Annotated in this window: 26 protein-coding genes and 1 tRNA gene; 15 read left to right on the top strand and 12 right to left on the bottom strand. The window is 64.1% G+C overall.

Annotated elements, in window-relative coordinates; all coding sequences use genetic code 11:
- Nucleotides 1–25 precede the first annotated feature (25 nt).
- Genes FJ953_RS29440 through FJ953_RS29430 form a run of 3 tightly spaced genes read right to left on the bottom strand, consistent with a single transcriptional unit; the run spans nucleotide 26 to nucleotide 2915 of the window.
- Complete coding sequence (locus tag FJ953_RS29440) at nucleotides 26–955, bottom strand: DUF6492 family protein (protein WP_140558574.1); 930 nt, start codon at nucleotides 953–955, stop codon at nucleotides 26–28.
- On the bottom strand, nucleotides 952–1746 hold the full coding sequence (locus tag FJ953_RS29435) for a WecB/TagA/CpsF family glycosyltransferase (RefSeq protein ID WP_140625623.1): 795 nt from the start codon (nucleotides 1744–1746) through the stop codon (nucleotides 952–954). The genes FJ953_RS29440 and FJ953_RS29435 overlap by 4 nt, the downstream gene beginning before the upstream one ends.
- Nucleotides 1743–2915, bottom strand: a complete 1173-nt coding sequence (locus FJ953_RS29430; RefSeq protein ID WP_140625622.1) for a glycosyltransferase family 4 protein — start codon at nucleotides 2913–2915, stop codon at nucleotides 1743–1745. Before FJ953_RS29430 ends, FJ953_RS29435 begins: the two co-directional genes overlap by 4 nt.
- 171 nt (nucleotides 2916–3086) lie before the next feature.
- Here FJ953_RS29430 and FJ953_RS29425 point away from each other — a divergent pair, with 171 nt between their 5' ends.
- Genes FJ953_RS29425 through proC form a run of 3 tightly spaced genes read left to right on the top strand, consistent with a single transcriptional unit; the run spans nucleotide 3087 to nucleotide 6275 of the window.
- Nucleotides 3087–4085, top strand: coding sequence for a glycosyltransferase (locus FJ953_RS29425; protein ID WP_140625621.1), 999 nt, complete (start codon nucleotides 3087–3089; stop codon nucleotides 4083–4085).
- Complete coding sequence (locus FJ953_RS29420) at nucleotides 4054–5400, top strand: O-antigen ligase (RefSeq protein WP_140625620.1); 1347 nt, start codon at nucleotides 4054–4056, stop codon at nucleotides 5398–5400. The genes FJ953_RS29425 and FJ953_RS29420 overlap by 32 nt, the downstream gene beginning before the upstream one ends.
- A gap of 59 nt (nucleotides 5401–5459) precedes the next feature.
- Nucleotides 5460–6275: a pyrroline-5-carboxylate reductase gene (proC, locus tag FJ953_RS29415; protein ID WP_140625619.1), complete on the top strand. Its 816-nt coding sequence runs from the start codon at nucleotides 5460–5462 to the stop codon at nucleotides 6273–6275.
- Nucleotides 6276–6285: 10 nt separating this feature from the next.
- Here the strand turns inward: proC and FJ953_RS29410 are convergent, their stop codons facing one another.
- The 3 genes from FJ953_RS29410 to FJ953_RS29400 form a co-directional block, all read right to left on the bottom strand.
- Nucleotides 6286–6678: a type II toxin-antitoxin system VapC family toxin gene (locus FJ953_RS29410; RefSeq protein WP_140501065.1), complete on the bottom strand. Its 393-nt coding sequence runs from the start codon at nucleotides 6676–6678 to the stop codon at nucleotides 6286–6288.
- The gene (locus tag FJ953_RS29405; protein ID WP_140501063.1) at nucleotides 6678–6920 is read right to left on the bottom strand and encodes a type II toxin-antitoxin system VapB family antitoxin; all 243 of its coding nucleotides are present in this window, start codon (nucleotides 6918–6920) and stop codon (nucleotides 6678–6680) included. Before FJ953_RS29405 ends, FJ953_RS29410 begins: the two co-directional genes overlap by 1 nt.
- 67 nt (nucleotides 6921–6987) lie before the next feature.
- Nucleotides 6988–8301, bottom strand: a complete 1314-nt coding sequence (locus FJ953_RS29400) for an NAD(P)H-dependent oxidoreductase (protein ID WP_140625618.1) — start codon at nucleotides 8299–8301, stop codon at nucleotides 6988–6990.
- Between the two features lie 586 nt (nucleotides 8302–8887).
- Between FJ953_RS29400 and FJ953_RS29395 the strand changes: the two genes are divergently transcribed.
- From FJ953_RS29395 to FJ953_RS29385, 3 genes are all read left to right on the top strand, one after another.
- Entirely contained in the window at nucleotides 8888–10294 is a 1407-nt protein-coding gene (locus tag FJ953_RS29395) for a PTS transporter subunit IIC (RefSeq protein WP_140562198.1), read from the top strand.
- 74 nt (nucleotides 10295–10368) lie between these two features.
- Nucleotides 10369–10830, top strand: a complete 462-nt coding sequence (locus FJ953_RS29390) for a PTS sugar transporter subunit IIA (protein WP_140562200.1) — start codon at nucleotides 10369–10371, stop codon at nucleotides 10828–10830.
- A gap of 17 nt (nucleotides 10831–10847) precedes the next feature.
- Nucleotides 10848–11135: a PTS sugar transporter subunit IIB gene (locus FJ953_RS29385; RefSeq protein WP_140513359.1), complete on the top strand. Its 288-nt coding sequence runs from the start codon at nucleotides 10848–10850 to the stop codon at nucleotides 11133–11135.
- Nucleotides 11136–11155: 20 nt separating this feature from the next.
- On the opposite strand, the gene FJ953_RS29380 is transcribed toward FJ953_RS29385, so the two are convergent.
- Nucleotides 11156–12544 (bottom strand): multicopper oxidase family protein, encoded by a 1389-nt coding sequence (locus tag FJ953_RS29380; protein ID WP_140625617.1) that lies wholly within the window; start codon nucleotides 12542–12544, stop codon nucleotides 11156–11158.
- A 461-nt stretch (nucleotides 12545–13005) separates the two neighbouring features.
- Nucleotides 13006–13080, bottom strand: a tRNA-Thr gene (locus FJ953_RS29375).
- Between the two features lie 161 nt (nucleotides 13081–13241).
- On the opposite strand from FJ953_RS29375, the gene FJ953_RS29370 reads away from it, so the two are divergent.
- The 9 genes from FJ953_RS29370 to yacG all read left to right on the top strand — a co-directional run bounded on the left by FJ953_RS29370 (nucleotide 13242) and on the right by yacG (nucleotide 18950).
- On the top strand, nucleotides 13242–13442 hold the full coding sequence (locus tag FJ953_RS29370) for a hypothetical protein (RefSeq protein ID WP_140513355.1): 201 nt from the start codon (nucleotides 13242–13244) through the stop codon (nucleotides 13440–13442).
- Between the two features lie 127 nt (nucleotides 13443–13569).
- Complete coding sequence (murA, locus tag FJ953_RS29365; RefSeq protein WP_140525562.1) at nucleotides 13570–14862, top strand: UDP-N-acetylglucosamine 1-carboxyvinyltransferase; 1293 nt, start codon at nucleotides 13570–13572, stop codon at nucleotides 14860–14862.
- Between the two features lie 149 nt (nucleotides 14863–15011).
- Nucleotides 15012–15446, top strand: coding sequence for a DUF2948 family protein (locus FJ953_RS29360; protein ID WP_140525561.1), 435 nt, complete (start codon nucleotides 15012–15014; stop codon nucleotides 15444–15446).
- 3 nt (nucleotides 15447–15449) lie between these two features.
- Complete coding sequence (gene hisD / locus FJ953_RS29355; RefSeq protein ID WP_140625616.1) at nucleotides 15450–16742, top strand: histidinol dehydrogenase; 1293 nt, start codon at nucleotides 15450–15452, stop codon at nucleotides 16740–16742.
- A gap of 5 nt (nucleotides 16743–16747) precedes the next feature.
- Entirely contained in the window at nucleotides 16748–17233 is a 486-nt protein-coding gene (locus tag FJ953_RS29350) for a UPF0262 family protein (RefSeq protein WP_140501043.1), read from the top strand.
- Nucleotides 17234–17281: 48 nt separating this feature from the next.
- Nucleotides 17282–17692, top strand: a complete 411-nt coding sequence (locus tag FJ953_RS29345; RefSeq protein WP_140501041.1) for a low molecular weight phosphatase family protein — start codon at nucleotides 17282–17284, stop codon at nucleotides 17690–17692.
- A gap of 196 nt (nucleotides 17693–17888) precedes the next feature.
- The gene (gene infA, locus FJ953_RS29340) at nucleotides 17889–18107 is read left to right on the top strand and encodes a translation initiation factor IF-1 (RefSeq protein ID WP_006200926.1); all 219 of its coding nucleotides are present in this window, start codon (nucleotides 17889–17891) and stop codon (nucleotides 18105–18107) included.
- A 22-nt stretch (nucleotides 18108–18129) separates the two neighbouring features.
- Complete coding sequence (locus FJ953_RS29335) at nucleotides 18130–18756, top strand: Maf-like protein (protein ID WP_140625615.1); 627 nt, start codon at nucleotides 18130–18132, stop codon at nucleotides 18754–18756.
- Entirely contained in the window at nucleotides 18753–18950 is a 198-nt protein-coding gene (gene yacG / locus FJ953_RS29330; RefSeq protein WP_140501037.1) for a DNA gyrase inhibitor YacG, read from the top strand. Before FJ953_RS29335 ends, yacG begins: the two co-directional genes overlap by 4 nt.
- A gap of 18 nt (nucleotides 18951–18968) precedes the next feature.
- Here yacG and FJ953_RS29325 read toward each other — a convergent pair whose 3' ends face one another.
- Genes FJ953_RS29325 through FJ953_RS29310 form a run of 4 tightly spaced genes read right to left on the bottom strand, consistent with a single transcriptional unit; the run spans nucleotide 18969 to nucleotide 24181 of the window.
- Nucleotides 18969–20339 carry an alpha-glucosidase/alpha-galactosidase gene (locus FJ953_RS29325; RefSeq protein WP_140625614.1) on the bottom strand — a complete coding sequence of 457 codons (1371 nt, stop codon included), beginning with the start codon at nucleotides 20337–20339 and terminating at the stop codon, nucleotides 18969–18971.
- A 19-nt stretch (nucleotides 20340–20358) separates the two neighbouring features.
- Complete coding sequence (locus FJ953_RS29320) at nucleotides 20359–22026, bottom strand: ABC transporter ATP-binding protein (RefSeq protein ID WP_140625613.1); 1668 nt, start codon at nucleotides 22024–22026, stop codon at nucleotides 20359–20361.
- Between the two features lie 10 nt (nucleotides 22027–22036).
- A complete protein-coding gene (locus FJ953_RS29315; protein ID WP_140501031.1) occupies nucleotides 22037–23173 on the bottom strand; it encodes an ABC transporter permease in 1137 nt (378 codons plus the stop codon).
- Nucleotides 23174–24181: an ABC transporter permease gene (locus tag FJ953_RS29310; protein WP_140625612.1), complete on the bottom strand. Its 1008-nt coding sequence runs from the start codon at nucleotides 24179–24181 to the stop codon at nucleotides 23174–23176.
- Nucleotides 24182–24218: the final 37 nt, after the last annotated feature.

Here is a 24218-nt window from a genome sequence, read left to right as displayed (position 1 = left end):
CCGAGAACCGGTTCGCTTTTCAGGATCAGGATCGGTCGAGCCCGATCAGCCGGCGGATGCGGCCGGTATCGGTGCCGATGAAGGACTGCATGCCGATCGCCACCTGTTCGGGCGCCATGGCGGCAACGAAGCGACGGAATTCATCATCCGACAGCGCCTCACCGGTCCAGTGGACGCGGCAGAATTCTTCCGAGCCATGGAAGTGGCCGGCGCCGTCCAGCAGATCGTCGACATAGCGGCCATAGATCATGCATTCGGAGAATTTGCGCGCCGAGCCGACGACCTCGACCCAGTTTCGGCCATGCACCTCCTCGATCCGACTGCACATGGCCAGCACGGTGTCGCGGCGCCAGGCGATCAGCGTCGAAATGTAATCGTGAACCGAATTCCTCGACGGATCGATGCCGAGCGCGGAGCCGGCATTGCGCGACCATATGCGATGCTCGTCATGACCGTCCTGCGCAAGCACGCCGTCACGGCGGAACAGCCGCGCCTTGCCGTCGCGCCAGAACGCGCCGCAATCGAAAGGCTTCAGGAAGGCGACGTCGGAATCGCAGAAGACCAGGACGTCCTGGCATGCGTGCGCCGCAACGGCGATGCGGCGCAGTTGCTGCACGTGCCAGCCGCGGAGCGGCTGCGTCTTCAAGCTGAGCCAGACGCGCCGCCGGAACAGGCTGAGCGGATCGTCGAAGACATGCAGCCAGCGCGGCAGCAGCTCACGTTCGTCGACGACGGAACGGTTGGCGCTCTCCAACCGTCGAAACAATTTGACGTCGCGGCCTTCGACCAGAATGTAGTGATGCGCGACGCCCGTGACGTGCCGGTCGAGGGTTTCGCAGAGCAAGCGGCAACGCTCGAAATCCGGCGCATAGCTTGCCGTCACCATGGCTGCCGTCGGCGTTGCCCGAAGCAGTCCGGGTTCGGCGATCGCGCCCGGAACGAACCTCTCGTTCAACGGACGTCTCCGGCGGCTTGGGGCCGGTTCAACAATTTCTGTTTGAGGACCCGCCACAGGAACAAGGGGTTGCCGACCACATAGCGGCGCCAGAGCCGTCCCGGCTCGACCGCCAGCCGAAACAGCCACTCCAGCCTGAGGCGCCGTATCCACAAGGGCGCGCGCGGCACGGCGCCGCTGAGAAAATCCAGCAGCGCGCCGACCGCGACCGGCAGCGTGCAGTGGCGCTCGTCGATGTGCCGTTCGATCCACAATTCCTGGCGCGGCACGCCCATGGCGACCAGCAGCATATCAGGCCGCAGCGCCGCGATGCGTTCGATGATTTCCGGCTCCTGCGCAGCGGAGAAGTAGCCGTCATGGATGACCACGAATCTGTGCTGGACGGCAATCGCCGCGAGCTTCTTCGACGCGGCCTCGGCATTGACGCGCGTCGCGCCGAGCAGCCCCACGGTCAGCGGCCGGGTCACCGACCGCAGAAAGGCCGGCACGAAGTCGGTGCCGTTGAGATTGTCCGGGAACGGCGCGCCATAGAGAAGCTGCGCTGCGAGATCGACGCCGATGCCGTCCGGCAGGATGAGAAAATCGTCGAGCGCCTGGGCGAACACCGGATCGGTGTAGGCGAGATTGGCGTTATGGGCGTTGAGGAAGCTGACCTTGGTGAAGCGTCGTTCCGCGATCAGCCGCGTCAGCAGGGCGATCGCGTCGTCCCAGCGAATGGCGAGCACGGAGATGCCGAAGATCGTCTTCAATGTGTCGGGCCCGAACGAGGCGCGGGCGGCGTGCATGTTCATGCAAACGCCTCCTGCATGACCGGACCGAGCTTCTCCAGGCCAAACCGAATGGCGGCGTCCAGCGCCTTGAGCTGCCGGCGGTGGAACGCGCTGCCGTCGACGTCCGTAATATCGGCCGCCGCGGCCTCCAGCGCCTTGGCAAAGGCGACCGGATCGTCGGTGACGGCGCAATTGACCGGGCGATGGTCGATGCCGCGCAGCGCGTGGCTGGTGGCAACGGCGGGCAGGCCGAGCTCGAACGTTTCGATCGTCTTCAATTGCACGCCGCTGCCGGCGGTGCTGATGAGCGGGATGACGGCGCCGCCGCGTATGAAAGCCTGGGCGTCCGGCACGCGTCCGACGAAAGCGACGCCGGGATGCGTCGAGGCGATGTCAGACGGGATGCTGCCGGCGATCCTGATGCGGAAGTCTGGGCGCAGATGCGGCACCACCTTGTCCAGGAACCAGCCGAGCCCGATGCGGTTCGGCTGCCAAGTCCAGGTGCCGATCAGCGCCGCGTCGCACTCGATCTTGCGCCGACCGCTGTGCGCCGGTGGCCTGGCGCCCGTCACCAGCGGCAGCACCGCCGAGCGGTCGTCGGAGGCCGCGCCAAGTGCCGAACGGTCTTCCTCGGCCAGCGTGAAGACGAAACGCGCGCGGCGGCACAGACGCTCTTCCACGCTCTCGAGCAGCCTTGCCTCGCGGCGGAACAACAGGCGCTGGAAGATGCCCGGGGCGGCAGCGGCATTTTCCCGCGCCGAAAGATGCTCGACATTGTGGGCGACGAAGATCGAAGGCCGCTCGTCGAAGAGTTTTTCGAAGGCGCCGGCGAACTGCACGGAATTAAGCACATAGCCGTCGAAGGGGCCGGCGCGCTCGATGGCGGCGAGGACTTCGGCATCGGAGACCGCACGCAACTTGGCCGACGCGAAGGTGAGGCCCGAAAGCACCGCCTTGCCCACCCAGGCAAGCTTTTGTAGCGCTGAAGCATTTTCGGTGCGCACGTCGACGGCACCCAGCACGATGGTGTTTTCAGGATCGGCCGCGGCTTTCCCCGGCCAGATGAAGCCGATGACGGTGACGCGCGCGCCGGCGCGCCGCAAGGCAGCGATGATTGCAGCATTGGCGATCTCGTAGCCCGATGCGAGAGCGCCATCGGGCACGATCGATGTGGCGAACAGCAGATGCATCTCACCTATCCTGTGGTGCAGCCGGTAGCAAAGCGCGGTGAACCCTTGATTAAACGCGCGCGCATCGACGGCCCAAAACCCCCGCCTGAAGGGCCACTCCGTGAAAGGTGATTAACGAAACGTTATCGTCGTGGTGCTAACAGAACTCGACCCACCATGCGGCTGACACGGATGATCCCTTTGCAATCGGACGGTTCGGTATCGATCGCGGGACGATCCCCCCGGCTTGATACGGAGGCCGTCGAAGCCGTCGTCACCTTGCCGACCTTCAAGCGGCCGGACCAGGTCCTGCAAACGCTGGCGTCGCTGCGGGCGCAGCAGACCGGCAGGCGCTTTGCCGTCATCGTCATGGAGAACGAGGCCGAGGCGCGTGCCGGCGCCCAGGCGTCGCTGCCGCTGTTCGAGCGCGGCGACATACCGGGCATGGTGATCATCGCGCATCAGCGCGGCAATTGCAGCGCCTACAATGCCGGCTGGCAGACGGCGATCCTGCATTTCCCGAATTTCAGGCACCTGCTGGTCATCGACGATGACGAGATAGCCGATCCGCACTGGCTGGAACGGATGTGCGCGGCGGCCGAGAGCCTTGGCGCCGATGTTGTCGGCGGTCCGCAAGTGCCCGACTTCGCCGATCCCGCCCATGCGCGCTGGGCCAAGCATCCGGTCTTCGCGCCGCCCTACCGCAAGACGGGCCTCGTGCCGGCGCTCTATTCGTCCGGCAATCTCCTGGTCGGGCGCAACGTGCTTACCGCCATGGGGCCGCCGTTCCTCGACCTGAGATTCAATTTCATGGGCGGCGGCGATTCCGACTTCCTGAGCCGGGCGGCGCAGCGCGGCTTCGTGCTTGGCTGGTGCGCCGAGGCCAGGGTGACCGAGACCGTCCCGGCCCGTCGGGTCGAGGCCGACTGGATCCGCGCCCGCAGCCTGCGCAACGGCGTGATCTCGACGCTGGTCGAAAAGAAGAAACGCGCCGGCACCCCGCTGGCCGGCGTCAGGGTGTTGCTGAGGAGCCTGGCCCTGCTTGCCGCCTCGCCATTTCGCGGGGCCGCCAGGCTGGCACGGACAGGATCGCCCGCGGCCGCAATCTACCCTGTCCATGTGGCGCTGGGCCGCGTGCTGGCCGAATTCGGATATGCCAATGAGCAATACCGCCAGCCTGAAAAGAACTGAGCGCGCGCCGCTCAGCGCCGCGTTCACACGCGACGGCGTGGCAACCGCGATCGCGGCGCTGCTGTTCACCGTCATCCTGATATCCTTCCGCCCGTTCCAGCCCGCGGGCGCGGAACTCACCGGCGAAGGCGGCGACATCGTCAACCAGCTCGGCTTCGGCTCGCTCGGCGCCGTTTCCATCTTTTCGCTGATGGCGTTCGCCGAGCCGCGCATCGTGCGTTCGCTGCTCAGCCCTTCCTGGATGCTGATGCTGGGTTTCTTCTTCCTGTCGGTGGTGCTGGCGACAGACCCGCCCTCGGCGATGCGCGCCGCCTCCTTCACCATGATCGGCATCCTGACCATGGCGACCATCCTTGTGCTGCCGCGCGATGCGGACTCCTTCTCGAAGGTCATCATCTTCACCGCGGTGGCCGTCATGGGCCTGTCCTATCTCGGCCTCATCGTCTTTCCGCACGAGGCAATGCACACGGCCGATTCGCAGGAACCCGAACATGCCGGCCTGTGGCGCGGCGTCTTCACCCACAAGAACATCGCCGGCCCGGTCATGGCCTGCTTCAGTTTCGCCGGCCTCTATCTCTTCCGGCGCGGGCAGCGGTTCTGGGGCGCCGGAATTTTCTTCGCGGCGATGGTGTTCATGCTGCACACCGGATCCAAGACCACGGCCGGCCTGGTGCCGTTCTCGATCCTGATCGTCATGTTTCCAAGCATCGTCGGCATGCGGCTCGGCACGCCGATCCTGTTCGCGCTGGCGATCGTCGCTACCGCGGTCGGCACGCTGGGCATCGTTTTCCTGCCGCCGGTGAAACAGCTGGCGGCGATCTATTTCCCCGGCCTGACCTATACCGGGCGCACCACGCTCTGGGAGTTCGCCGGCGAGATGCTGGCGAAGAAACCGTGGACCGGCTACGGCTATGAGAGCTTCTGGGGAACGCCGCTGCTGCTCAACCAGGATCAGCCCTTCGACCGGCCGTGGGATATCAGGACTATCGTGCATGGCCATGACGGTTATCTCGATATCGCGGTGCTGATGGGCATTCCGGCCCTTTGCGTGGCGGTCTACACTTTCCTGATCGCCCCTTTGCGCGACTACATGCGCATTCCCTTGCGCAAGGAAAACATCTATCTCGGCGACTTCTTCATGATGGTGGTGCTGTTCGCCGCGCTCAACGCCTTCCTCGAAAGCTTCTTCTTTCATCGCGGCGATCCGGTGTGGCTGTTCTTCGTGCTCGGTGTGCTTGGGCTCAGACAAGTTTCGCTGCGCCCGGTCGCGCTGCGCAACGCCGGTCGTGGCGCGCGATTGGGCCACTCCACCTGACAGGGCTTCCCCGTTGATCCGCGAGCGTTTATGTGAAGCCTTTCCTCGGAGGGCTTTCGATGACGATCAGGCTTGTTCTCGCCGGCTGCGGCAATATGGGTTACGCCATGCTCTCGGGCTGGCTGAAATCCGGCAAGCTTGCACCGTCGTCCGTTTTCGTGGTCGAGCCCAATGCCGACCTGCGCCAGCGCGCGGCCGCACTCGGATGCGGAACGGCTGCCGACGCCACCGATATCCCGGCCGGTGCCGTGCCTGATCTCATCGTCATCGCCGTGAAGCCCCAGGTGATCCGCGACGTCACCGCCGCTTACAAACGTTTCGGCGAAGGGCGCACCACCTTCGTCAGCATTGCCGCGGGCACGCCGGTCGCCACCTTCGAGGAAATCCTGGGCGACCGCGCGCCTGTTGTGCGCTGCATGCCCAACACGCCTGCTGCCATCGGCAAGGGCATGATGGTGGTGTTTTCCAATCCGCTGGTTTCCGACGACACCAAGCGTTTCGTCGCCGACCTCTTGTCGGCCAGCGGCGAAGTGGCCACCATCGACGAGGAGGGACTGATGGATGCGGTGACCGCCGTGTCGGGATCGGGGCCGGCCTATATCTTCCATTTCATCGAAGCGCTGACCGTCGCCGCCGAGAAGGCGGGCCTGCCGGCGGCGACCGCCAGGCTGCTCGCCATGCAGACCGTCTATGGTGCCGCCTCCCTCGCCGCCGAAAGCGGCGAGGAGCCGGGCCTGCTGCGCCAGCAGGTGACCAGCCCGAACGGCACGACGGCGGCGGCGCTTGGTGTGCTGATGGGCGAGGACCGGTTGACCAATCTCCTCACGCAAGCGGTGGAAGCGGCGCGGCTGCGGTCGATCGAACTGGGGAAATAGAGCAGACTCCCTAGGCCAGATCGGTATGCGAGAAGTCGTTGCCTTTGTAGAGCAGAGCAGAGCCACGACTCTTTGCGCATGCATAGGACAGGCAATCGGCCAGGTTGAGTTGGGCGGGATGCCCGCGTCCTTTTCCATAGTCTGAAAAAGCTTGGACCGCGAGCTTGGCGTCGCCGGCGTCGATCGGAACGATTTCGATTTCGGACTCGCGCAGAAAAGCCTCTATCGCCACTTCAGCGACAAGCGGCTCAACGGCCAGCATAGTTGAAAGCCGCATAGCCGCTTCGAGCACCACCAACGCGGAAGTAATTTTGCGAGGTGCTACCGCGATGCGGTTGCTCCACTCGCCAGCATCTCCCTCTCCCGAAAGAATTGCGACGACCACCGAGGTGTCGACAAACATCAAGAGTGGCCCCACATCTCATCGATCTCATCCTTGTCTACGGGCCGGCCGCCATGACCAGCTCTGGCTTTGAGTTCATCAGCGATGGCAGCCAGCCGCTGCGCCAACGGAGCGCGTCCACTTTCCCGTTTCAGTTCGGACTCAAGAGCTTCGATCACCGCCTCGGTCATCGAAATCTTGCGTTTGGCGGCGAGCCGCTGTGCCAGCTCACGTGCACGCGGGTCCCTGATCTGGAGGTTCATTGGTCGATCCTCAGCGTCATCTGCCATTACAATATAGTGCATCTGTCATGACAGCGCCACAACGGGCTTATTTTTCGTACAGCATCTCATCCTGCAGCCGGCGCAGAGCGAACAGTCTCGTCGCCCGGTCGGGTGCGGCGTTGTCGGCCGTCAACAGCTCGCCTTTCCTCACCGGTTTCAGCACCTTGCCGCCCTCGAGTAGGCCGACCGGCACGGCACGCCGGGCGCGAGCGTCTTCGACGGTCATCGTCCAGGAGCGATAGCAGGTCTCGCCGATCGCATCGAAGGTTTCGCCGGCGAGCAGATCCCGCTTGGCGACGGCGCATACCTCGGCGACCGGCCTTGGCAGCGGCACCATGTCGGGCTTGCCGAAGAGCACGATGCGGGCTGCGGTCAGCGGGACTTCCAGCGAGGTCAAATGGTAGGGCCGGAACAGGCTGTAATAGGGACCGTGGCCGATATGCAGGTCGTCCATGCGCTCGACGATGCGCGGGTGGGTCGCCTCGACGATGACGAAGACACCGGGTGCGACACCCTTGCCGACCGTGTAGTCGACAACGCCCTTTTTCGTGAGCAGCCCGCCATGCTCGCGCGGAATGAGCACCTTGACGAGGTCGTCGCGGTCGGCCTTCGGGCCGTGCATGCCGGGCACATCGGGCACCAGCCCGGTGGCGTTGGCGATGGCGCACATCTCGACCATGGTTTTCGAACCGTCGACGAACTCGACCAGCATGCGCGGGTTCATGTTGCGGCGGATCGCTTCCTCGCGATAGTCGTCGGGCACGGCATCGTGGTTAAGCGGGTTGTTCTTGCCCTTGCCGGCCGAGACGATGGTCAGGCCCAGTGCGGAGGCGAACTCGATCAGCTCCATGCAGCTCGAGGGCTCGTCTCCGGCGCCGACCGAATAGACGACGCCGAGGCGATCTGCCTGCTGCTTGAGATAGCAGCCGATGGTGACGTCGGCCTCGACATTCATCATCACCAGATGCTTGCCATGCTGCATCGCCATCAGGTCGAAGTCGGCGGCGACGCCGGGCTTGCCGGTGGCGTCGATGACGACGTCGATCAGCGGATTGGTGACCAGCATCTCGTTGGAGGTGATGGCGATCTTTCCCGACTCGATCGCCGCGGTGACTTTCGAAGTGGTATCGGCTTCGACGGCCATCGCTTCGTCACCATAGGCGATGCGGATCGCTTCGCGCGCCGTGTGCGGACGTCTTGTCGAGACCGCGCAGACCGAAATGCCGGGCATCAGCATGCCTTGCGTGACCAGATCGGTGCCCATTTCGCCCGAACCGATGACGCCGATGCGTACCGGGCGGCCCTCGGCGGCACGGCTGGCGAGATCGCGGGCGAGCCCGGTCAAGGCGACATTGGTCATGCGGGGATGTCCACAGCTTCCTGGTTCGCGTCGGATTAGCAGGGAATAGCTCCTCCTTGCCAACGAAACTGGCCTCGGCCCGTCAATTTCCCATGAAATCGCGCAGGACAGATGCGCTCGCCACGGTTCGGTTGGCCCAAAGACTGGGCTCCGAACTCGGCGACAAAGACCTGACGACTGCCAGTCCGCTGTGCCGGCAGTTTCTCCTGATAGGAACTTTTTCTTGACTGGGTGAGGGCAACTATGCTACATATTTGCCTATGGTGCTGAGTTGCGCCAAGGGCCCGCCGCACAGGCGGGTTTTTCCGTTCAATGGTCCGTCAAGAGCGCACAGGCGAAGGCTCCGTCAGCCCGGATGCCTTGGGTTCAAAGACTTGCCAATTGACATTGCCTTGAACTGCCTCAATAAAACATTCGTTCGCCAGCGAAGGCAAATGTTCATCCCGCATCACCGAGCGGGACGCATTCCGCCTCGCGGGCAGAACGGGGAGTGCCTTTGCGCCGAGGTTGGCGGCAAAGGCGTTGGAGGTCAACGGAGCATCATTTCGAACCCGGGGGTCGGGCTCGGTGCTCCAGGGGAGGACAAATGGATACTATTCTTGCGGGCCTCAAAGGGGCCATCGACACGCTCGGCGCAACAGTGCTGCTGCCGATCGTCATTTTCATCATAGCCGTCGTTCTGGGCGCAAAGGTCAGCAAGGCTTTTCGCGCCGCGGTCACCATCGGCGTCGCCTTCATCGGCATCAACCTCGTGCTTGGCCTGATGTTCACGTCGATCGGCGACGTCGCCAAGGCCATCGTCACCAACACCGGCATCCATCGCGACATCATCGATGTCGGCTGGCCGTCGGCGGCCGCCATCGCCTTCGGCTCGTCGGTCGGCCTGTGGGTCATCCCCGTCGGCATCCTGGTCAACATCGTGCTGTTGCTGACGCGCATGACGCGCACGCTCAATGTCGACGTCTGGAACTTCTGGCACTTCGCCTTTGTCGGCTCGCTGGTCGTGGCGGCGACCGACAATCTGGCCTACGGCATCGCCATCGCGGCATTGGTCGCGGCGCTGTCGCTGCTGTTCGCCGACTGGTCGGCGCGCGCAGTGCAGCAGTTCTACGGCGTGCCCGGCATTTCGGTGCCGCACCTGGCTTCCGCGCAGATCCTGCCGATCGCCATCATCCTGAACTGGATCATGGACCGCATTCCCGGCATCAACCGCATCAACATCAACACCGAGACGATCGAGCGCCGGTTCGGCGTGTTCGGCGAACCTGTCGTGCTCGGCTTGATCATCGGCCTCGTGCTCGGCGCCATCGCCTTCTACAATGCCGGCGATCTCGGCACGGTGCTCGCCAAGGTGCTGGGCACCGGCATGACCCTGGCAGCCGTCATGCTGCTCCTGCCGCGCATGGTGAAGATCCTGATGGAGGGCCTGATCCCGGTCTCCGACGCGGCGCAGGAATTCGTGCGCAAGCGCACCGGCGACCGCGAGCTTCTGGTCGGCCTGGACTCCGCCATCCTGATCGGGCATCCCGCCGCGATCTCGTCGTCGCTGATCCTGGTGCCTATCGCGATCATCCTGTCGGTGATCCTGCCGGGCAACCGCGTCATCCTGTTCGCCGACCTGGCGGTCATTCCCTTCATCGTCGCCATGACCGCCCCTCTGGTCAAAGGCAATGTGTTCCGCATGGTGGTGATCGGCACGGTGACGCTGGCGATCGGTTTCTACGTCGCCAACGCGCTGGCGCCGCTGTTCACAAGTGCGGCCGTCGCGTCGGGCTTCAAGCTGCCGGCAGACGCGCTGCAGATCACCTCGGTCGTCGACGGCTTCCTGTGGGTGCCCTATGTGATCATCGAGGCGATCCAGGGACTTGGCCTTGCCGGCATCGTCGTGATCGCCGTGGTCATCGCGGCATTGTTCGTCCTCTATCGCCGCAACACGCTCGGCTGGGAACGGGCAGCGGGCGCCGAGGACGAGCCGGCCGAAGGCACGGCCTGAGCCTCATCACGCCTGACGTTTGAAATGATCGTGCGCCCTCCCCGGGCGCATGATTTTATCGACGGAGCAAAAACATGTCTGACGGACTCATGCAGCTTCTGGACCCCGAAGCGATCGTGCTCGGATCCGATGCCTCGACCAATGAGCAGATCATCCGCATCCTGGCCGGCCGGCTCGAGACGCTCGGCTATGTCAGAAGTTCCTACGCCGACGCGGTCGTGCGCCGCGAGTTGACCATCCCGACAGGACTGCCGCTGGAGCGCGCCGACAATGTCGCGGTGCCGCACACCGATCCCGAACATGTCCTGAAGCCCGGGATCGCTTTGGGCACATTGAAGCACCCCGTCGTCTTCGCCAACATGGAAGACCCCGACGAGAAGCTGCCGGTCGGCTTCGTCTTCCTGCTTGCCATCAATGACAAGGACAAGCAGATTGAAGCGCTGCAGGCCGTCATGGCCACCATCCAGAATCCAGATGCATTGGACGGCCTGAGGTCGGCCACGACGCTAGACGACGTTCGGGCCGTGCTCGGCTGAACAAGGAGAAGAAAGAGATGTCCAGACAGAAAACAATTCTCTTTGCCTGCGGCACGGGCATAGCCACCTCAACCGCGGTCAACGTCGCCGTCACCGAGGCGATGAAGCAGCGCGGCCTGACCTTCAACGCCCAGCAGGCCAAGGCGACCGAAGTGCCGGGGCTGGCCGACAGCGTCGACTTCATCGTCGCCACGACGCCGATCTCGGCTTCGGTGACCAAGCCGGTCATCAAGGGCCTCGCCTTCCTCACCGGCATCGGCAAGGACAAGGTGCTCGACGAGATCGAGGCGCAACTGCGCAAGTAGGCCGCGGCACGCGCTCGGTTTCAGGTCACCCTGACGTAGCTCGTCATGCCCGACTTCTGATGCTCGATGATGTGGCAGTGCAGCAGCCAGTCGCCGGGGTTGTCGGCGACGAAGGCGAGGCTCACCTTCTCGTTGGGCGGGATGAGATAGGTGTCTGAAATCAGCGGCTGCACGGGCCGAGTCGAGGATGACAGCACTTTGAAGCTCATGCCGTGCAAATGCATCGGATGCGATTGCGGCGTCAGGTTCTCCATGTCGATGACATAGCTCCTGCCAAGCTTCAATTCGGCCAGCGGCGCGGTCGGATCCGGCGTGTCACCCGGCCACGGCACCTTGTTGATGGCCCAGAAACTGTAGCCGAGCGAACCGCATATGCCGTCGCTCGCAATGTTCTCGGCCGTGGCGCTGAGTGCCAGCGAAATATGCTGGGCAGCGGAGAGATCGACCTCCGCCACCGGATTGGCCTCCAGCGGCGCGACATCACGAATGTCGCGCTTCAGCGAGCTGCCAGCCGCACGCAAGGTAGCCAGCACCTTGGGCTTGGTGCCCCTGACGTCCCGCAGGCTCACGACCGCGCCCTCCGCGTCAGGCATGCGGATGGCGAGTTCCATGCGCTGTCCCGGGCCAAGCAGCAAGGCATCGGGCGAAAAACGCTGCGGCACCGGATTGCCATCCAGCGCGATCACCGTCGCCTCCGCGCCGTCGACGCGAAAGGCATGGATGCGCGTCACGTCGGTGATGGCGACGCGCAGCCGCACCAGCCCGCCGGCTGGCGCGTCATAGTGCGGCTGGTCGAGCCAGTTGGCCGTGCGCACCGTGCCATAGGTGCCGGTTCTCGCGGCATCCCGCGGCCGGAACTGATCGATGAACTGGCCATCGTCGCCGAGGCGCCAGTCGCGCAGATTCAGGACGATTTCGGCATCGAATTTCGGATCACCGGGATTTTCGACCACGATGACGCCGGTCAGGCCGTGCCCCATCTGCTCCAGCGTGTTGCAATGCGGGTGGTACCAGAAGGTGCCGGCATCGGGCGGCGTGAAGGCGTAGTCGAAATGATCGCCGGTATAGACGTAGGGCTGGACCAGGAACGGAACGCCGTCCATCTTGTTGGGGACCCGAACGCCGTGCCAGTGGATCGTCGTCGGGTCGTCGATCGCGTTGACGAGCCGGGCGGCGAAGGGCTCGCCCTTTTTCATCCTCAGCACCGGCGGCATTCCGGCGCTGCCATATGTCAGCACGTCCCGGGTCGGGCCGACCTCCATCAGCGTGGCCTGGATCCTGGCCGTCCGCAGCACCACCGGCTCGGGCGTGGCGACGGCCCAGCCGCCAAGCCTCCCCATCGCCGCGAGCCCGCCCGCACCGGCAACCGCGGCCGATTTCAGAAGTCGACGGCGTGTGATCAAGCTCATGCTGCGCTCCAGCGGGAAAACCCTCGGAATCGCCGACTTGAATCACGATCGGACGGCCAGCGCAAATGCCGATATCGGCATTTGCGTCTCGATGAAGCCGCGGCCAGCACCGTCTGCGCGGACGGCGCTTCGCCCTGCGACTCTGATCGGGACGACGGCCGCGCCAGGTCATGCTTCAAGGCACTGACCGGAGCGGACTCGCCCGGGTCGCCAATGCCGATGTTTTCAACCGTCCGATCGGGCGGGTGGGTAGCGGAAGGGCGTCAAGCGGTCGCCCCCTATGGGCAGGCGCTCGTCGCGGAGGAAAGCAAGCAGGCCGATTTGCTCCCGCCATGAAAGCGCGACGAGAACCAACCTTGCGCGAAATCTCGGATTCAGGTGCCGGATGCGCCTTTTTTTTGCCCGTTCGTGCCGCAAGGGCTTAAGAATGGGACGGATGGCGCTGAAAATGTCGGGCAGTCTGGTGCTGCGAGAGAGGATTGAACTCTCGACCTCTCCCTTACCAAGGGAGTGCTCTACCACTGAGCTACCGCAGCCGCTGATGGCGGGGCTTCTGCCATATCGAACCGGCAAGCGCAAGGCCAAGTGCAAAGCATCTGTGAAAGCCTTTGCCGGATACGTTTTGATGACATGGCCGCGCCACAATGTTGGTTATGCCTGAATAGCGGGCTGGCCGGCCGCCGGCTAGGACGGGACGATGAACGACAAGACAATTCCACCGAAAAAGAGCGGCACCGGCCGCAAGGACCGCCTGTCCGAACAGCTGCGGGCGAATCTGTTGAAGCGCAAGGCACAGTCGCGCTCGCGGCGCGCCGGCGACGCCGACAAGCGGCGCGCCGGGGACGCCGACAAGCGGCCGGACGGGGTCGGCGCGGCGAAGGAAATACAAAAAGATTAACTCAAATCAGCCACTCTTGGGTCGGGTGCCAGGAAATCCTATTTCTTGAACCAGGTTGGCCGATGGTCTAGACGGGCCGATACTCAAACGATTGAAACCGGCTTTCGGGGCCGAGGGGATAGTCTTCATGGATCGCATCAGAATTGTCGGCGGCAACAAGCTCGCCGGAAGCATTCCGATCTCGGGCGCGAAAAACGCCGCCCTGCCGCTGATGATCGCGTCGCTTCTGACAGACGACACGCTGACGCTCGAAAACGTGCCGCATCTGGCCGATGTCGAGCAGCTGATCCGCATCCTGGGCAATCACGGCGTCGATTATTCGGTCAACGGACGCCGCGAAAAGCAGAATGAAGGCTATTCGCGCACCATCAATTTTTCCGCCCGCAACATCGTCGACACGACGGCCCCTTACGAGCTGGTGTCGAAGATGCGCGCTTCGTTCTGGGTCATCGGCCCGCTGCTGGCCCGCATGGGCGAGGCCAAGGTGTCGCTGCCGGGCGGTTGTGCCATCGGCACGCGGCCGGTCGACCTGTTCCTGGAAGGCCTGCAGGCGCTGGGCGCCGACATCGACGTCGACACCGGCTACGTTATCGCCAAGACCAGGAACGGCCGCCTCGTCGGCAACCGTTACGTCTTTCCGAAAGTGTCGGTCGGCGCCACCCATGTGCTGATGATGGCGGCGTCGCTCGCCAAGGGCGAGACGGTGCTTGAGAACGCCGCCTGCGAGCCCGAGATCGTCAACCTCGCCGAATGCCTCAATGCCATGGGCGCCAGGATTTCCGGCGCCGGCACGCCAACCATCACCATCGACGGCGTCGAGGCGCTGTCGGGCGCGCGCGTGCGCGTCATCCCGGACCGGATCGAGACCGGAACCTATGCCATGGCCGTCGCCATGACCGGCGGCGACGTCGTGCTCGAGGGCGCGCGTCCCGATTTGCTACAGACCGCGCTGGACGTGATCTCGCAGACGGGCGCCGAGATCACGCCGACCAATTCCGGCATCCGCGTCAAGCGCAACGGCGCCGGCATTTCACCGGTCGACGTGACGACGGCGCCCTTCCCGGCCTTCCCCACCGATCTACAGGCGCAGTTCATGGGGCTGATGACCATGGCCAAGGGCAAGTCGCGCATCACCGAGACGATCTTCGAAAACCGCTTCATGCATGTGCAGGAACTGGCGCGCCTGGGCGCCCACATCACGCTTTCGGGCCAGACGGCGATCGTCGACGGCGTGCCGAAATTGAAGGGCGCGCCTGTCATGGCGACCGACCTTCGCGCTTCCGTTTCGCTGGTCATCGCCGGCCTGGCGGCCGAAGGCGAAACCACGGTCAACCGCGTCTATCATCTCGACCGCGGGTTCGAGCGGCTGGAGGAAAAGCTGTCCAACTGCGGCGCGGTGATCGAACGGATTTCGGCTTAGGCCAATCCCCGCCCGCCTCACGGCTGCGCGGACCGGAACGATCTCCGGATTCCTGCTTGAGCATGATCTTTTCCGAAAAGCGGTTTCCACTTTTCGGGATCATGCTCTAACAGAAGGCTGAACAGTCAATTTTCAGGTGCGAAATCCGCATGACCGGCCTCAAGCTTATCGCCCTCGACGACCAGGACCTGAGCATCGTCTCCGCCCACGTCCAGGACGCCGTGATGAAAGTCTCGGACCTTGAATACCTTCCCGCGGCCAAGCGTTTCGTGCTGACCATGAACCGTTTCGTCTGGGAGGCCAAATCGGGCTTCTTTCGCCAGCACAACGAACGGCGCCAGGCCGTGCTGCATTTCGATCGGGTTCTGGGCGCCAAGACCAGCGGCATTGCCCGCGACAAGCCGGCCGAAGTGCTGTCGCTGCTGGCGATCAGCTTCATCGAGATCAGCAAGCCGGCCGGTATCGTCGAGCTGATCTTTTCGGGAGGCGGCGCAATCATGCTCGATGTCGAATGCATCGAGGCCCGCCTTGCCGACGTCGGCGGCGCGTGGGAAGCCACGTCGCGCCCCGTGCACAGGACCTGAGCGATGGCCATCACGCTTCGTCAGTCCGACGCCGATTTCGAACAGCGTTTCGCCGCTTTCCTCACCACCAAGAGGGAAGTGTCGGCCGATGTCGACGCGGCCGTGCGCCAGATCATCGCGCGCGTGCGCGCCGACGGCGACGCGGCCCTCGTCGATTTTACCAGACGCTTCGACCGGGCCGACCTCAGGGAACTCGGCATTGCCGTGTCGAAGGACGAGATCGCCCGCGCCTATGCCGCTTGCGACCACCAGACGATCGAGGCGCTCGAATTCGCGCGCGACCGCATCCGCGCCTATCACGAGCGGCAGCGGCCGAAGGACGACCGCTTTACCGACGCCGCGGGCGTCGAGCTCGGCTGGCGCTGGACCGCGGTCGAGGCGGTCGGGCTTTACGTGCCGGGCGGTACTGCGAGCTATCCGAGTTCGGTGCTGATGAACGCCATACCGGCCAAGGTCGCCGGCGTGGAGCGCATCGTCATGGTGGTGCCGGCACCCGGCGGCGTCATCAATCCGCTTGTGCTGGTGGCGGCCGACCTTGCCGGCGTGCCGGAAATCTATCGCGTCGGCGGCGCCCAGGCGATCGCTGCCCTGGCCTATGGCACCGAGACGATCAAGCCGGTCGCCAAGATCGTCGGCCCTGGCAATGCCTATGTCGCGGCGGCCAAGCGCCAGGTGTTCGGCACCGTCGGCATCGACATGATCGCCGGCCCCTCGGAAGTGCTGGTCGTGGCCGACGGCGACAATGATCCCGACTGGATCGCCGCCGATCTCCTGGCCCAGGCCGAACATGACGCGTCCGCGCAGTCGATCCTGATCACCGACGATCCGGCCTTTGGCAAGGCGGTGGAGGAGGCGGTCGAACGGCAGCTGCCAAACCTGCCACGGGCGGAGACGGCAGCGGCGAGTTGGCGCGATTTCGGCGCGGTGATCGAGGTTGCGGCGATCGAGGCGGCGCTGCCGCTGGTCGACCGTATCGCGGCCGAGCATGTCGAACTGGCAATCGACGATGCCGAGGGTTTCCTGTCGCGGATGCACAATGCCGGTGCCGTGTTTCTCGGCCGCCATACGCCGGAAGCCATCGGCGACTATGTCGGCGGTTCCAACCACGTGCTGCCGACGGCACGCTCGGCGCGTTTCTCGTCAGGCCTTTCGGTACTCGATTTCGTCAAGCGCACCTCGATCCTGAAGCTCGGGCCCGAGCAATTGCGCGTGCTGGCGCCCGCCGCGATCGCGCTGGCCAAGGCCGAAGGGCTCGACGCGCATGGACGCTCCGTCGCTATCCGGCTGAACATGTAGGCGCCATGTCGGGCTCCGATCAAACCCGTGCGAGGCTGATCGATGTCGAACTCGATGAATCGATCGGCCGTTCGACGCCCGACGTCGAGCACGAACGCGCGGTGGCGATCTTCGACCTGATCGAGGAGAACAGTTTTCAACCGGTCAACGACAGCGGCGCCGGCCCCTACCGGCTGAAGCTGTCGCTGGCCGAGTCCCGCCTGGTTTTCGCCGTGACGCGCGACGACGGTTCCGCCGTGGTCACCCATATCCTGTCGCTGACGCCGCTCAGGCGCATCGTCAAGGACTACTACATGATCTGCGAAAGCTATTACGACGCCATTCGCTCCTCGACGCCGAGCCATATCGAGGCGATCGACATGGGTCGCCGCGGCCTGCACAATGAGGGTTCGCAGACGTTGATGGACCGGCTCGCCGGCAAGATCGACATCGATTTCGACACGGCGCGCCGGCTGTTCACGCTGGTCTGCGTGCTCCATTGGCGGGGTTAACCCCTGACCGCCGGCGCGCAGCCCCGTTCGATCCTGTTCCTGTGCGGCATGAATGCCGTGCGCTCGCCGATGGCCGAGCTGTTGGCGCGGCGCATGCTGCCGGCCAGCACCTTCGTCGCCTCAGCGGGCGTGCGCAGCGGCGAGCGTGACCCGTTCGTCGATGCCGTGCTTGCCGAGGAAGGCCTGTCGCTGGGCGAGCGCCACCCAAGGACGATGGACGAGCTGGAAGACGACTATTTCGATCTCATCGTCACGCTCGCGCCGGAGGCGCACCATGCCGCGCTGGAGCTCACCCGCTCGCTCGCCGTCGAGGTCGAATACTGGCCGACGCCGGATCCAACCGGCGCCAGCGGCACGCGCGAGCAGATCATCGCGGCCTATCGCGATGTGCGTGAACGGCTGAAGTTGCGCATAGGCCGACGTTTTTTGCTTCCAGAAGCAAAAAACGCGACGGATTAAGCGTGTTCACAAGCCGACGATTATCATATAGGTTCCGCCGAATTTCCGGCTAGAGTCGGATGCGGTTGGGTCTCTTCGACCTGACAGCTTCCGACTCTAGATCAAAGAAGTAGAGCATGATGTCGTCCGAAAACCGCTTCATACTTTTCGGCATCATGCTCTAAACGCCGGGAAACCATCCAAGCAAAGGTATCGAATGCCGAAGGAAGAAGTCCTCGAGTTTCCGGGTGTCGTCACGGAACTGCTGCCCAACGCCATGTTCCGGGTGAAACTCGAAAACGAACACGAAATCATAGCCCATACGGCCGGCCGCATGCGCAAGAACCGCATCCGCGTGCTGACCGGCGACAAGGTCCTGGTCGAGATGACGCCCTACGACCTGACCAAGGGCCGCATCACCTATCGTTTCAAGTAAGATCAAGGCCGACTGGTCCGCGATGAGCATTTTGCTGAAGCTGGTGCTTGCCTCGGGTTCGCCGCGCCGCATCGAACTCCTGCAGCAGGCCGGCATCGAACCGGACCGCATATTGCCCGCCGACATCGACGAGACGCCGCTGCGTGCCGAGCATCCGCGCTCGCTGGCCAAAAGGCTGTCGAAGGAAAAGGCCGAAAAGGCATTTGCCTCACTGAAGTCGGAAACCGACTACGCGCCGGCCTTGGTGCTGGCCGCCGACACGGTGGTCGCTGTCGGGCGGCGCATCCTGCCCAAGGCCGAGACGCTCGATGATGCCGCCAACTGCCTCGGACTGCTGTCGGGGCGTTCGCACCGGGTCTATTCCGGCATCTGCCTGATCACGCCCGGCGGCAAACTGCGCCAGCGGCTGGTCGAGACGCGGGTGCGGTTCAAGCGGCTGCCGCGCGAGGAGATCTACGCCTATGTCGCGTCGGGAGAATGGCGCGGCAAGGCCGGCGGCTATGCCGTACAGGGGCTTGCGGGCGCTTTCGTCGTCAAGCTGGTCGGCTCCTACACCAATGTCGTCGGCTTGCCGCTTTACGAGACCGTAGCGTTGCTTTCGGGCGAAGGCTTCAAGGTCCATCACAACTGGTCCTCGGCGCGGCCATGAGCGCGGACGACAAGGTGACGCCGCTGCGGCCAAGGCGCCCCTGCCCCGAATGCGGCAAGCCTTCGGCGCGCGAGACCTACCCGTTCTGCTCCAAGCGCTGCAAGGACATCGACCTCAACCGCTGGCTGAAGGGCGCCTATGTCATCAAAGCCCGCGACGACGAGGAAGAACCCGACGCCGACGAGCCGAAATAAGCTAAGAGCGACGCTTGGTCAGGCGGCTTCAGTCTTGCGGCTCACGCGCGCCCAGGCCGGCAGCCAGTCGCCGTGAGCGGCAAGAAGCTCGTCCACCAGTGACCATATCTGGTCGAGGTCGAGCTCGGCTGCTGTGTGCGGATCCATCATCGCCGCATGATAGATGTGTTCCCGGTTCTCGCTCGTCAGCGCCCGCACCGTCAGTTCCTGCACGTTGATGTTGGTGCGGATCAGCGCCGTCAATTGCGGCGGCAGGTCGCCGATGTAAGTCGGCTGGATGCCGGAGGCGTCGACCAGGCACGGCACCTCGGCGGCGCACTCGCGGGGCAGCGAGGTGATGCAGCCATTGTTGCGAACATTGCCGTAGATCACCGACGGCTCGCCGGTCCAGACCGAATTCATGATCGAGGAGGCATATTCCTTTGACTGCTCGACTTCGATGCGCTCGGCCGAACGGTAGGCCTCCGCCTGTCCCTGCCAACGCTCGATCTGCTCGATGCAGCGCTTGGGATATTCATCCAGCGGGATACCGTATTTCTCGATCAGGTCGGGACGGCCGCTCTTGATGAAATAGGGCGTGTACTCGGCGAAATGCTCCGAGCTTTCGGTGACGAAATAGCCGAGCCGGGTCAGCATCTCGTAGCGCACCTTGTTGGGGCAGCGCGGATTCCAGCCGGGCTTGGGCGCGCGGCCCTCGCGATAGGCGCGCAGGAGATCTGGGTAGAGGTCGCGGTAGGAGCCGTCGGCCTGGCGGTGCTCGAACTTCAGGTAGAATGCCATGTGGTTGATGCCGGCCGAGCGATAACGGATGTCCTCGTAGGGAAGATCGAGATCGTGCGCCAGTTCCATCGCGGTGCCCTGCACCGAGTGGCACAGCCCGACCTGCCTGATCTCAGGATATTTCTCCGATATCGCCCAGGTGTTGATCGCCATCGGGTTGACGTATTGCAGCATGATCGCCTCGGGGCAGACGGCGAGCATGTCCTCGCAGATCTTCCACAGATGCGGCACGGTCCTCAGGCCTCGCATGATGCCGCCGATGCCGAGCGTGTCGGCTATGGTCTGGCGCAGGCCATATTTCTTCGGCACTTCAAAGTCGGTGACGGTGCAGGGCTCGTAGCCGCCGATCTGGAAGGCGACGACGACGAAATCGGCACCGGCCAGCGCCTTGCGCTGGTCGGAATAGGTCTCCGCTTTCGCCTTCACGCCGAGCGTCGCGATCAGCTTGTTGACGACGACGGCACTCTCTTCCAGCCGCTGCGGATCGATGTCCATCAGCGCGATCGTCGCGCCCGAAAGCGCCGGCCGCTGCAGCACGTCGCCGACGATGTTCTTCATGAACACGGTCGAGCCGGCGCCGATGAAAGTGATCCTGGGATGTCTTGCCACGCTAACCTCCGGCATGTGTTCAGGCCACGTCGAAAGCGGCCCGGACGAGCCGTTCGGTGTAGGCGGTCTTGGGATTGGTGAGGACCTCGTCGACAGGTCCCTGTTCGACGATCTTGCCGTGCTGCATGACGATGACGCGGTGGCACAGAGCGCGAACCACCTTGAGATCGTGCGAGATGAAGAGATAACTCAGGCCGCGCTCGTCCTGCAGCTTGCGCAAGAGATCGATGATCTGCGCCTGGACGGAGAGGTCGAGCGCTGATGTCGGTTCGTCGAGCAGGATGAATTCCGGTTCCAACGCGATGGCTCGGGCAATCGCGATGCGCTGCCGCTGTCCGCCGGAGAACTCGTGCGGAAATCGCGAAAGGATGTCGCCCGGCATGCCGGCGCTTACCAGCGCCTCGCGCACCCGCTCGACCCGCTCGCGCCGCGTCGCCCCGATGCCGTTGACGATCAGCCCTTCCTCGATGATCTGCCCGATCGTCATGCGCGGGTTGAGCGAGGAGAACGGATCCTGGAAGACGACCTGCATGCGCGATCGCAGCGGCCGCATCTCGGCCCGTGACAGCCCATGGATCGGCTGGCCGTCGAAACGGATCTCGCCGCGCTTGGCATCGATCAACCTGAGCAGGCACTGGCCGAATGTGGTCTTGCCGGAGCCGGATTCGCCGACCAGTCCCAGTGTTTCGTGGCGGCAAAGCTTGAGATCGAGATCGTCGACGGCGACCAGCTCGCGCCAGTCGGGTTTGAGGAAGGTGCCGTGACGCAGCATGAAGCAGACGCGCACCCCGTTCGCTTCGAGGATGGTGCCGGAGCCCTCCGGCAGCGGTTGTGGCCGCCCGCGCGGTTCGGAGGCGAGCAGTCGTTGCGTATAGGGATGCTGGGGATCGGAGAACAGACGTTCGGTGACGTTATGCTCCCGCATCTCGCCATGCTGCATGACATAGACGTAGTCGGAGAATTTGCGCACGACCGTGAGGTCATGGGTGATCAGGATCACCGCCATGCGCAGCTCTTTCTGCAGATTGCGGATCAGGTTCAGGATCTGTGCCTGGACGGTGACGTCGAGCGCCGTCGTCGGTTCGTCGGCGATCAGCACGTCGGGATCGTTGGCCAGCGCCATGGCGATCATCACGCGCTGGCGCTGGCCGCCCGAGAGCTGATGCGGATATTGCTTGAGCCGCGCGACGGGATCCGGGATCTGGACATGCTGCAGGAGTTCGAGCGCCCGTGCCCAGGCTTGCCGCCGGCCGACCTTGCGATGAACCCTGATCGCCTCGACGATCTGGCTGCCGATCGTATAGATCGGATTGAGCGAGCTCATCGGCTCCTGGAAGATCATCGAGATGCGGTTGCCGCGCAGCTTGCGCCGGGCGCTTTCGGGGAACTTCAGGATGTCCTGCCCATCATAACAGACGGTCGATCTCGGCGACACGGTGGCGCGCCGGGACAGCAATCCCATGACGGTGCGCGCCGTCACCGATTTGCCGGAACCGGATTCGCCGACGATGGCGATCGTCTCGCCGCGATAGAGCTGGAACGAGACGTCCTTGACCGCCTCGACCGTGCCGTGCTCGACCTTGAAGACGACCTCGATGTTGCGGGCATCGATGACGGGTTCTCCCTGGCGTCCGTCATGGTCGTGCCGGACGGAAGGTGCGAAAGGTTCGGAGAGCGCGAGCGTCATCCCAGCCACCTCAGTAAGGATCGACGGCGTCGCGCAGGCCGTCGCCCAGCGCGTTGAAGGCAAAGACGGTGACCAGCACGAAACCGACCGGCGACAGTATCCACGGATAGGTGCCTATGACGGAGTAGGTCGCGGTGTCCTGCAGCATCAGCCCCCAGGAGATCAGCGGCGGCTTCACCGCGAAGCCGAGGAAACCGAGGAAGGATTCGAGCAGCACCACGGTGGGGATCGCCAGCGTCACCGCGACGATCACATGGCTCATCACATTGGGGAAGATGTGCTGCATGATGATGCGCCGGTCGGTGGCGCCCACCGCCATGGCGGCACGTACGTATTCAATGCGCGCAAGCGCCAGCGTCTTGCCGCGCACCTCGCGCGACATCTGCGCCCAGCCCAGCGCCGACATGACGATGATGACGAAGGCGAGGAAGACGTTGGTGGGCGCGGTGACCGGGATCAGCGTCGTCAGCGCCAGATAGAGCGGCAGCTGCGGGAAGGCCAGCACGAGTTCGACGAAGCGCTGCATCCAGACATCGAACCGACCGCCGAAATAGCCGGAAGCCATGCCGACCGTAGTGCCGATGACGGTGATGATGAAGACCACCGTCAGCGCGATCATCAGCGAGACGCGCGAGCCATGGATGGCGCGCGAGAGCACGTCGCGTCCGAACTTGTCGGTGCCGAGGAAATGCACCGGCTGGCCGTCCATCGAACCGAAGAAATGCCGGTTCGCCGCAATGAGCCCGAAGAGCCTGTAGGGCGCGCCCTCGACGAAAAGGCCGAGCAATCTTGGATGATCATAGTCGGGACCGACGATGGGCTGAAAGGTGACCGGATCGAGATCCGCCGAATCCGCCAGCGCATAGACCCTGGGCCGGGCGACGAAATCGCCGTCCCTGTCGTGGAAAGCAGGCAGTTGCGGCGGCGCGAAGGCGACATCGGTCACCTTCGGGTCCATCGGCGCCAGGAACTCGGCGAATACCGCCATGAGGATCAGCAGCACGACGAGCCAGAACCCCGCCATGCCGGTCCAGGAGCGCTTCAGCCGGCGCCAGACGAGCGCGGTGTAGCTCTCGTTGCCGTGCGCGGGTCTCTCGACGGGTCCTTCGGCCGGCAGCGGCGGTGGCGATGTATCGCGGGCCAACATCTAGCTCTCCCCGAACTGGCGCACGCGCGGATCGAGCAGGACCAGCAACATGTCGGCGATGATGTTGCCGACGATCAGCGTCGCCGACAGCACCATCATGAAAGTGGCGGTGACATAGACGTCGCCGACCGCCATCGAGCCGACGATCGCCGGGCCGACGGTCGGCAGCGCGAAGATGATCGCCGTCTCGATTTCGCCGGTCAGCATGTAAGGCAGCACCACGCCCTGATACATGACCAGCGGATGCAGCGCATTGGGCACGGCGTGTCGCATGACGACGGCGCTGCCGGTCAACCCCTTGGCCTTGGCCGTCTCGACATATTGGGCGTTCAGCGTGTCGAGCAGATTACCGCGCATGACGCGCATGTTGTAGGCGAGCCCGCCGAAGGTGGCGATCGCAACCACCGGCCAGACATGCTTGACCAGATCGAGGAACTTGGCCCACGACCATGGCGCGCCGCCATATTGCGGCGAGAAGAAGCTGCCTATCTCCGAGACGTTGAACTGGAAGACCAGGAGATAGACGATGATCAGCGCCATCAGGAAGCGCGGCACCGTCATGCCGAGGAAGGAGATGGCCGAAAGTGTCGAGTCGATCCAGGTGTATTGCCGGGTCGCCGCCCATATGCCGAAGGTGATGCCGAGCACCGAGGCGAGCAGATGGCACACAAGCGCCAGGATGAGGGTGCGCGGCAGGCGCTCGCCCACAACGTCGGCCACCGGCTTGTTGTAGTAGAGGCTGTAGCCGAAATCGCCGCGGGTGACGATGCCGCCGATCCAGTTGAGATACTGGACGGGCAGCGGCTTATCGAGGCCATGTTCGATCCGGTAGGCGTTGGCCTGCGCGTCGGCTTCGGAGAAGGAGGCGCCTCCCTGGTTGATCAGCTGCGAGCGGATGTAGTCGGCATAATCGCCGGGCGGTGCCTGGATGATGGCGAAGGTGACGAGGCTCAGTATGGCAAGGACCGGGATTGCCGACGCTATGCGCATGAACAGAAATCGCAGCATGGACGGTCCGCTTCCTCGTCTTGCCGATCGCGTCCTT

The sequence above is a fragment of the Mesorhizobium sp. B2-3-6 genome, assembly GCF_006442305.1.
GTDB lineage: Bacteria > Pseudomonadota > Alphaproteobacteria > Rhizobiales > Rhizobiaceae > Mesorhizobium.
This window is presented reverse-complemented; position numbering and strand designations above follow the sequence as displayed.

Coding starts and splice junctions, on each gene's coding strand:
- FJ953_RS29435 (WP_140625623.1), bottom strand. CDS start 1,746: ATGAACATGCACGCCGCCCGCGCCTCGTTCGGGCCCGACACATTGAAG.
- FJ953_RS29430 (WP_140625622.1), bottom strand. CDS start 2,915: ATGCATCTGCTGTTCGCCACATCGATCGTGCCCGATGGCGCTCTCGCA.
- FJ953_RS29425 (WP_140625621.1), top strand. CDS start 3,087: ATGATCCCTTTGCAATCGGACGGTTCGGTATCGATCGCGGGACGATCC.
- FJ953_RS29420 (WP_140625620.1), top strand. CDS start 4,054: ATGAGCAATACCGCCAGCCTGAAAAGAACTGAGCGCGCGCCGCTCAGC.
- proC (WP_140625619.1), top strand. CDS start 5,460: ATGACGATCAGGCTTGTTCTCGCCGGCTGCGGCAATATGGGTTACGCC.
- FJ953_RS29410 (WP_140501065.1), bottom strand. CDS start 6,678: ATGTTTGTCGACACCTCGGTGGTCGTCGCAATTCTTTCGGGAGAGGGA.
- FJ953_RS29405 (WP_140501063.1), bottom strand. CDS start 6,920: ATGAACCTCCAGATCAGGGACCCGCGTGCACGTGAGCTGGCACAGCGG.
- FJ953_RS29400 (WP_140625618.1), bottom strand. CDS start 8,301: ATGACCAATGTCGCCTTGACCGGGCTCGCCCGCGATCTCGCCAGCCGT.
- FJ953_RS29395 (WP_140562198.1), top strand. CDS start 8,888: ATGGATACTATTCTTGCGGGCCTCAAAGGGGCCATCGACACGCTCGGC.
- FJ953_RS29390 (WP_140562200.1), top strand. CDS start 10,369: ATGTCTGACGGACTCATGCAGCTTCTGGACCCCGAAGCGATCGTGCTC.
- FJ953_RS29385 (WP_140513359.1), top strand. CDS start 10,848: ATGTCCAGACAGAAAACAATTCTCTTTGCCTGCGGCACGGGCATAGCC.
- FJ953_RS29380 (WP_140625617.1), bottom strand. CDS start 12,544: ATGAGCTTGATCACACGCCGTCGACTTCTGAAATCGGCCGCGGTTGCC.
- FJ953_RS29370 (WP_140513355.1), top strand. CDS start 13,242: ATGAACGACAAGACAATTCCACCGAAAAAGAGCGGCACCGGCCGCAAG.
- murA (WP_140525562.1), top strand. CDS start 13,570: ATGGATCGCATCAGAATTGTCGGCGGCAACAAGCTCGCCGGAAGCATT.
- FJ953_RS29360 (WP_140525561.1), top strand. CDS start 15,012: ATGACCGGCCTCAAGCTTATCGCCCTCGACGACCAGGACCTGAGCATC.
- hisD (WP_140625616.1), top strand. CDS start 15,450: ATGGCCATCACGCTTCGTCAGTCCGACGCCGATTTCGAACAGCGTTTC.
- FJ953_RS29350 (WP_140501043.1), top strand. CDS start 16,748: ATGTCGGGCTCCGATCAAACCCGTGCGAGGCTGATCGATGTCGAACTC.
- FJ953_RS29345 (WP_140501041.1), top strand. CDS start 17,282: ATGAATGCCGTGCGCTCGCCGATGGCCGAGCTGTTGGCGCGGCGCATG.
- infA (WP_006200926.1), top strand. CDS start 17,889: ATGCCGAAGGAAGAAGTCCTCGAGTTTCCGGGTGTCGTCACGGAACTG.
- FJ953_RS29335 (WP_140625615.1), top strand. CDS start 18,130: ATGAGCATTTTGCTGAAGCTGGTGCTTGCCTCGGGTTCGCCGCGCCGC.
- yacG (WP_140501037.1), top strand. CDS start 18,753: ATGAGCGCGGACGACAAGGTGACGCCGCTGCGGCCAAGGCGCCCCTGC.
- FJ953_RS29320 (WP_140625613.1), bottom strand. CDS start 22,026: ATGACGCTCGCGCTCTCCGAACCTTTCGCACCTTCCGTCCGGCACGAC.
- FJ953_RS29315 (WP_140501031.1), bottom strand. CDS start 23,173: ATGTTGGCCCGCGATACATCGCCACCGCCGCTGCCGGCCGAAGGACCC.
- FJ953_RS29310 (WP_140625612.1), bottom strand. CDS start 24,181: ATGCTGCGATTTCTGTTCATGCGCATAGCGTCGGCAATCCCGGTCCTT.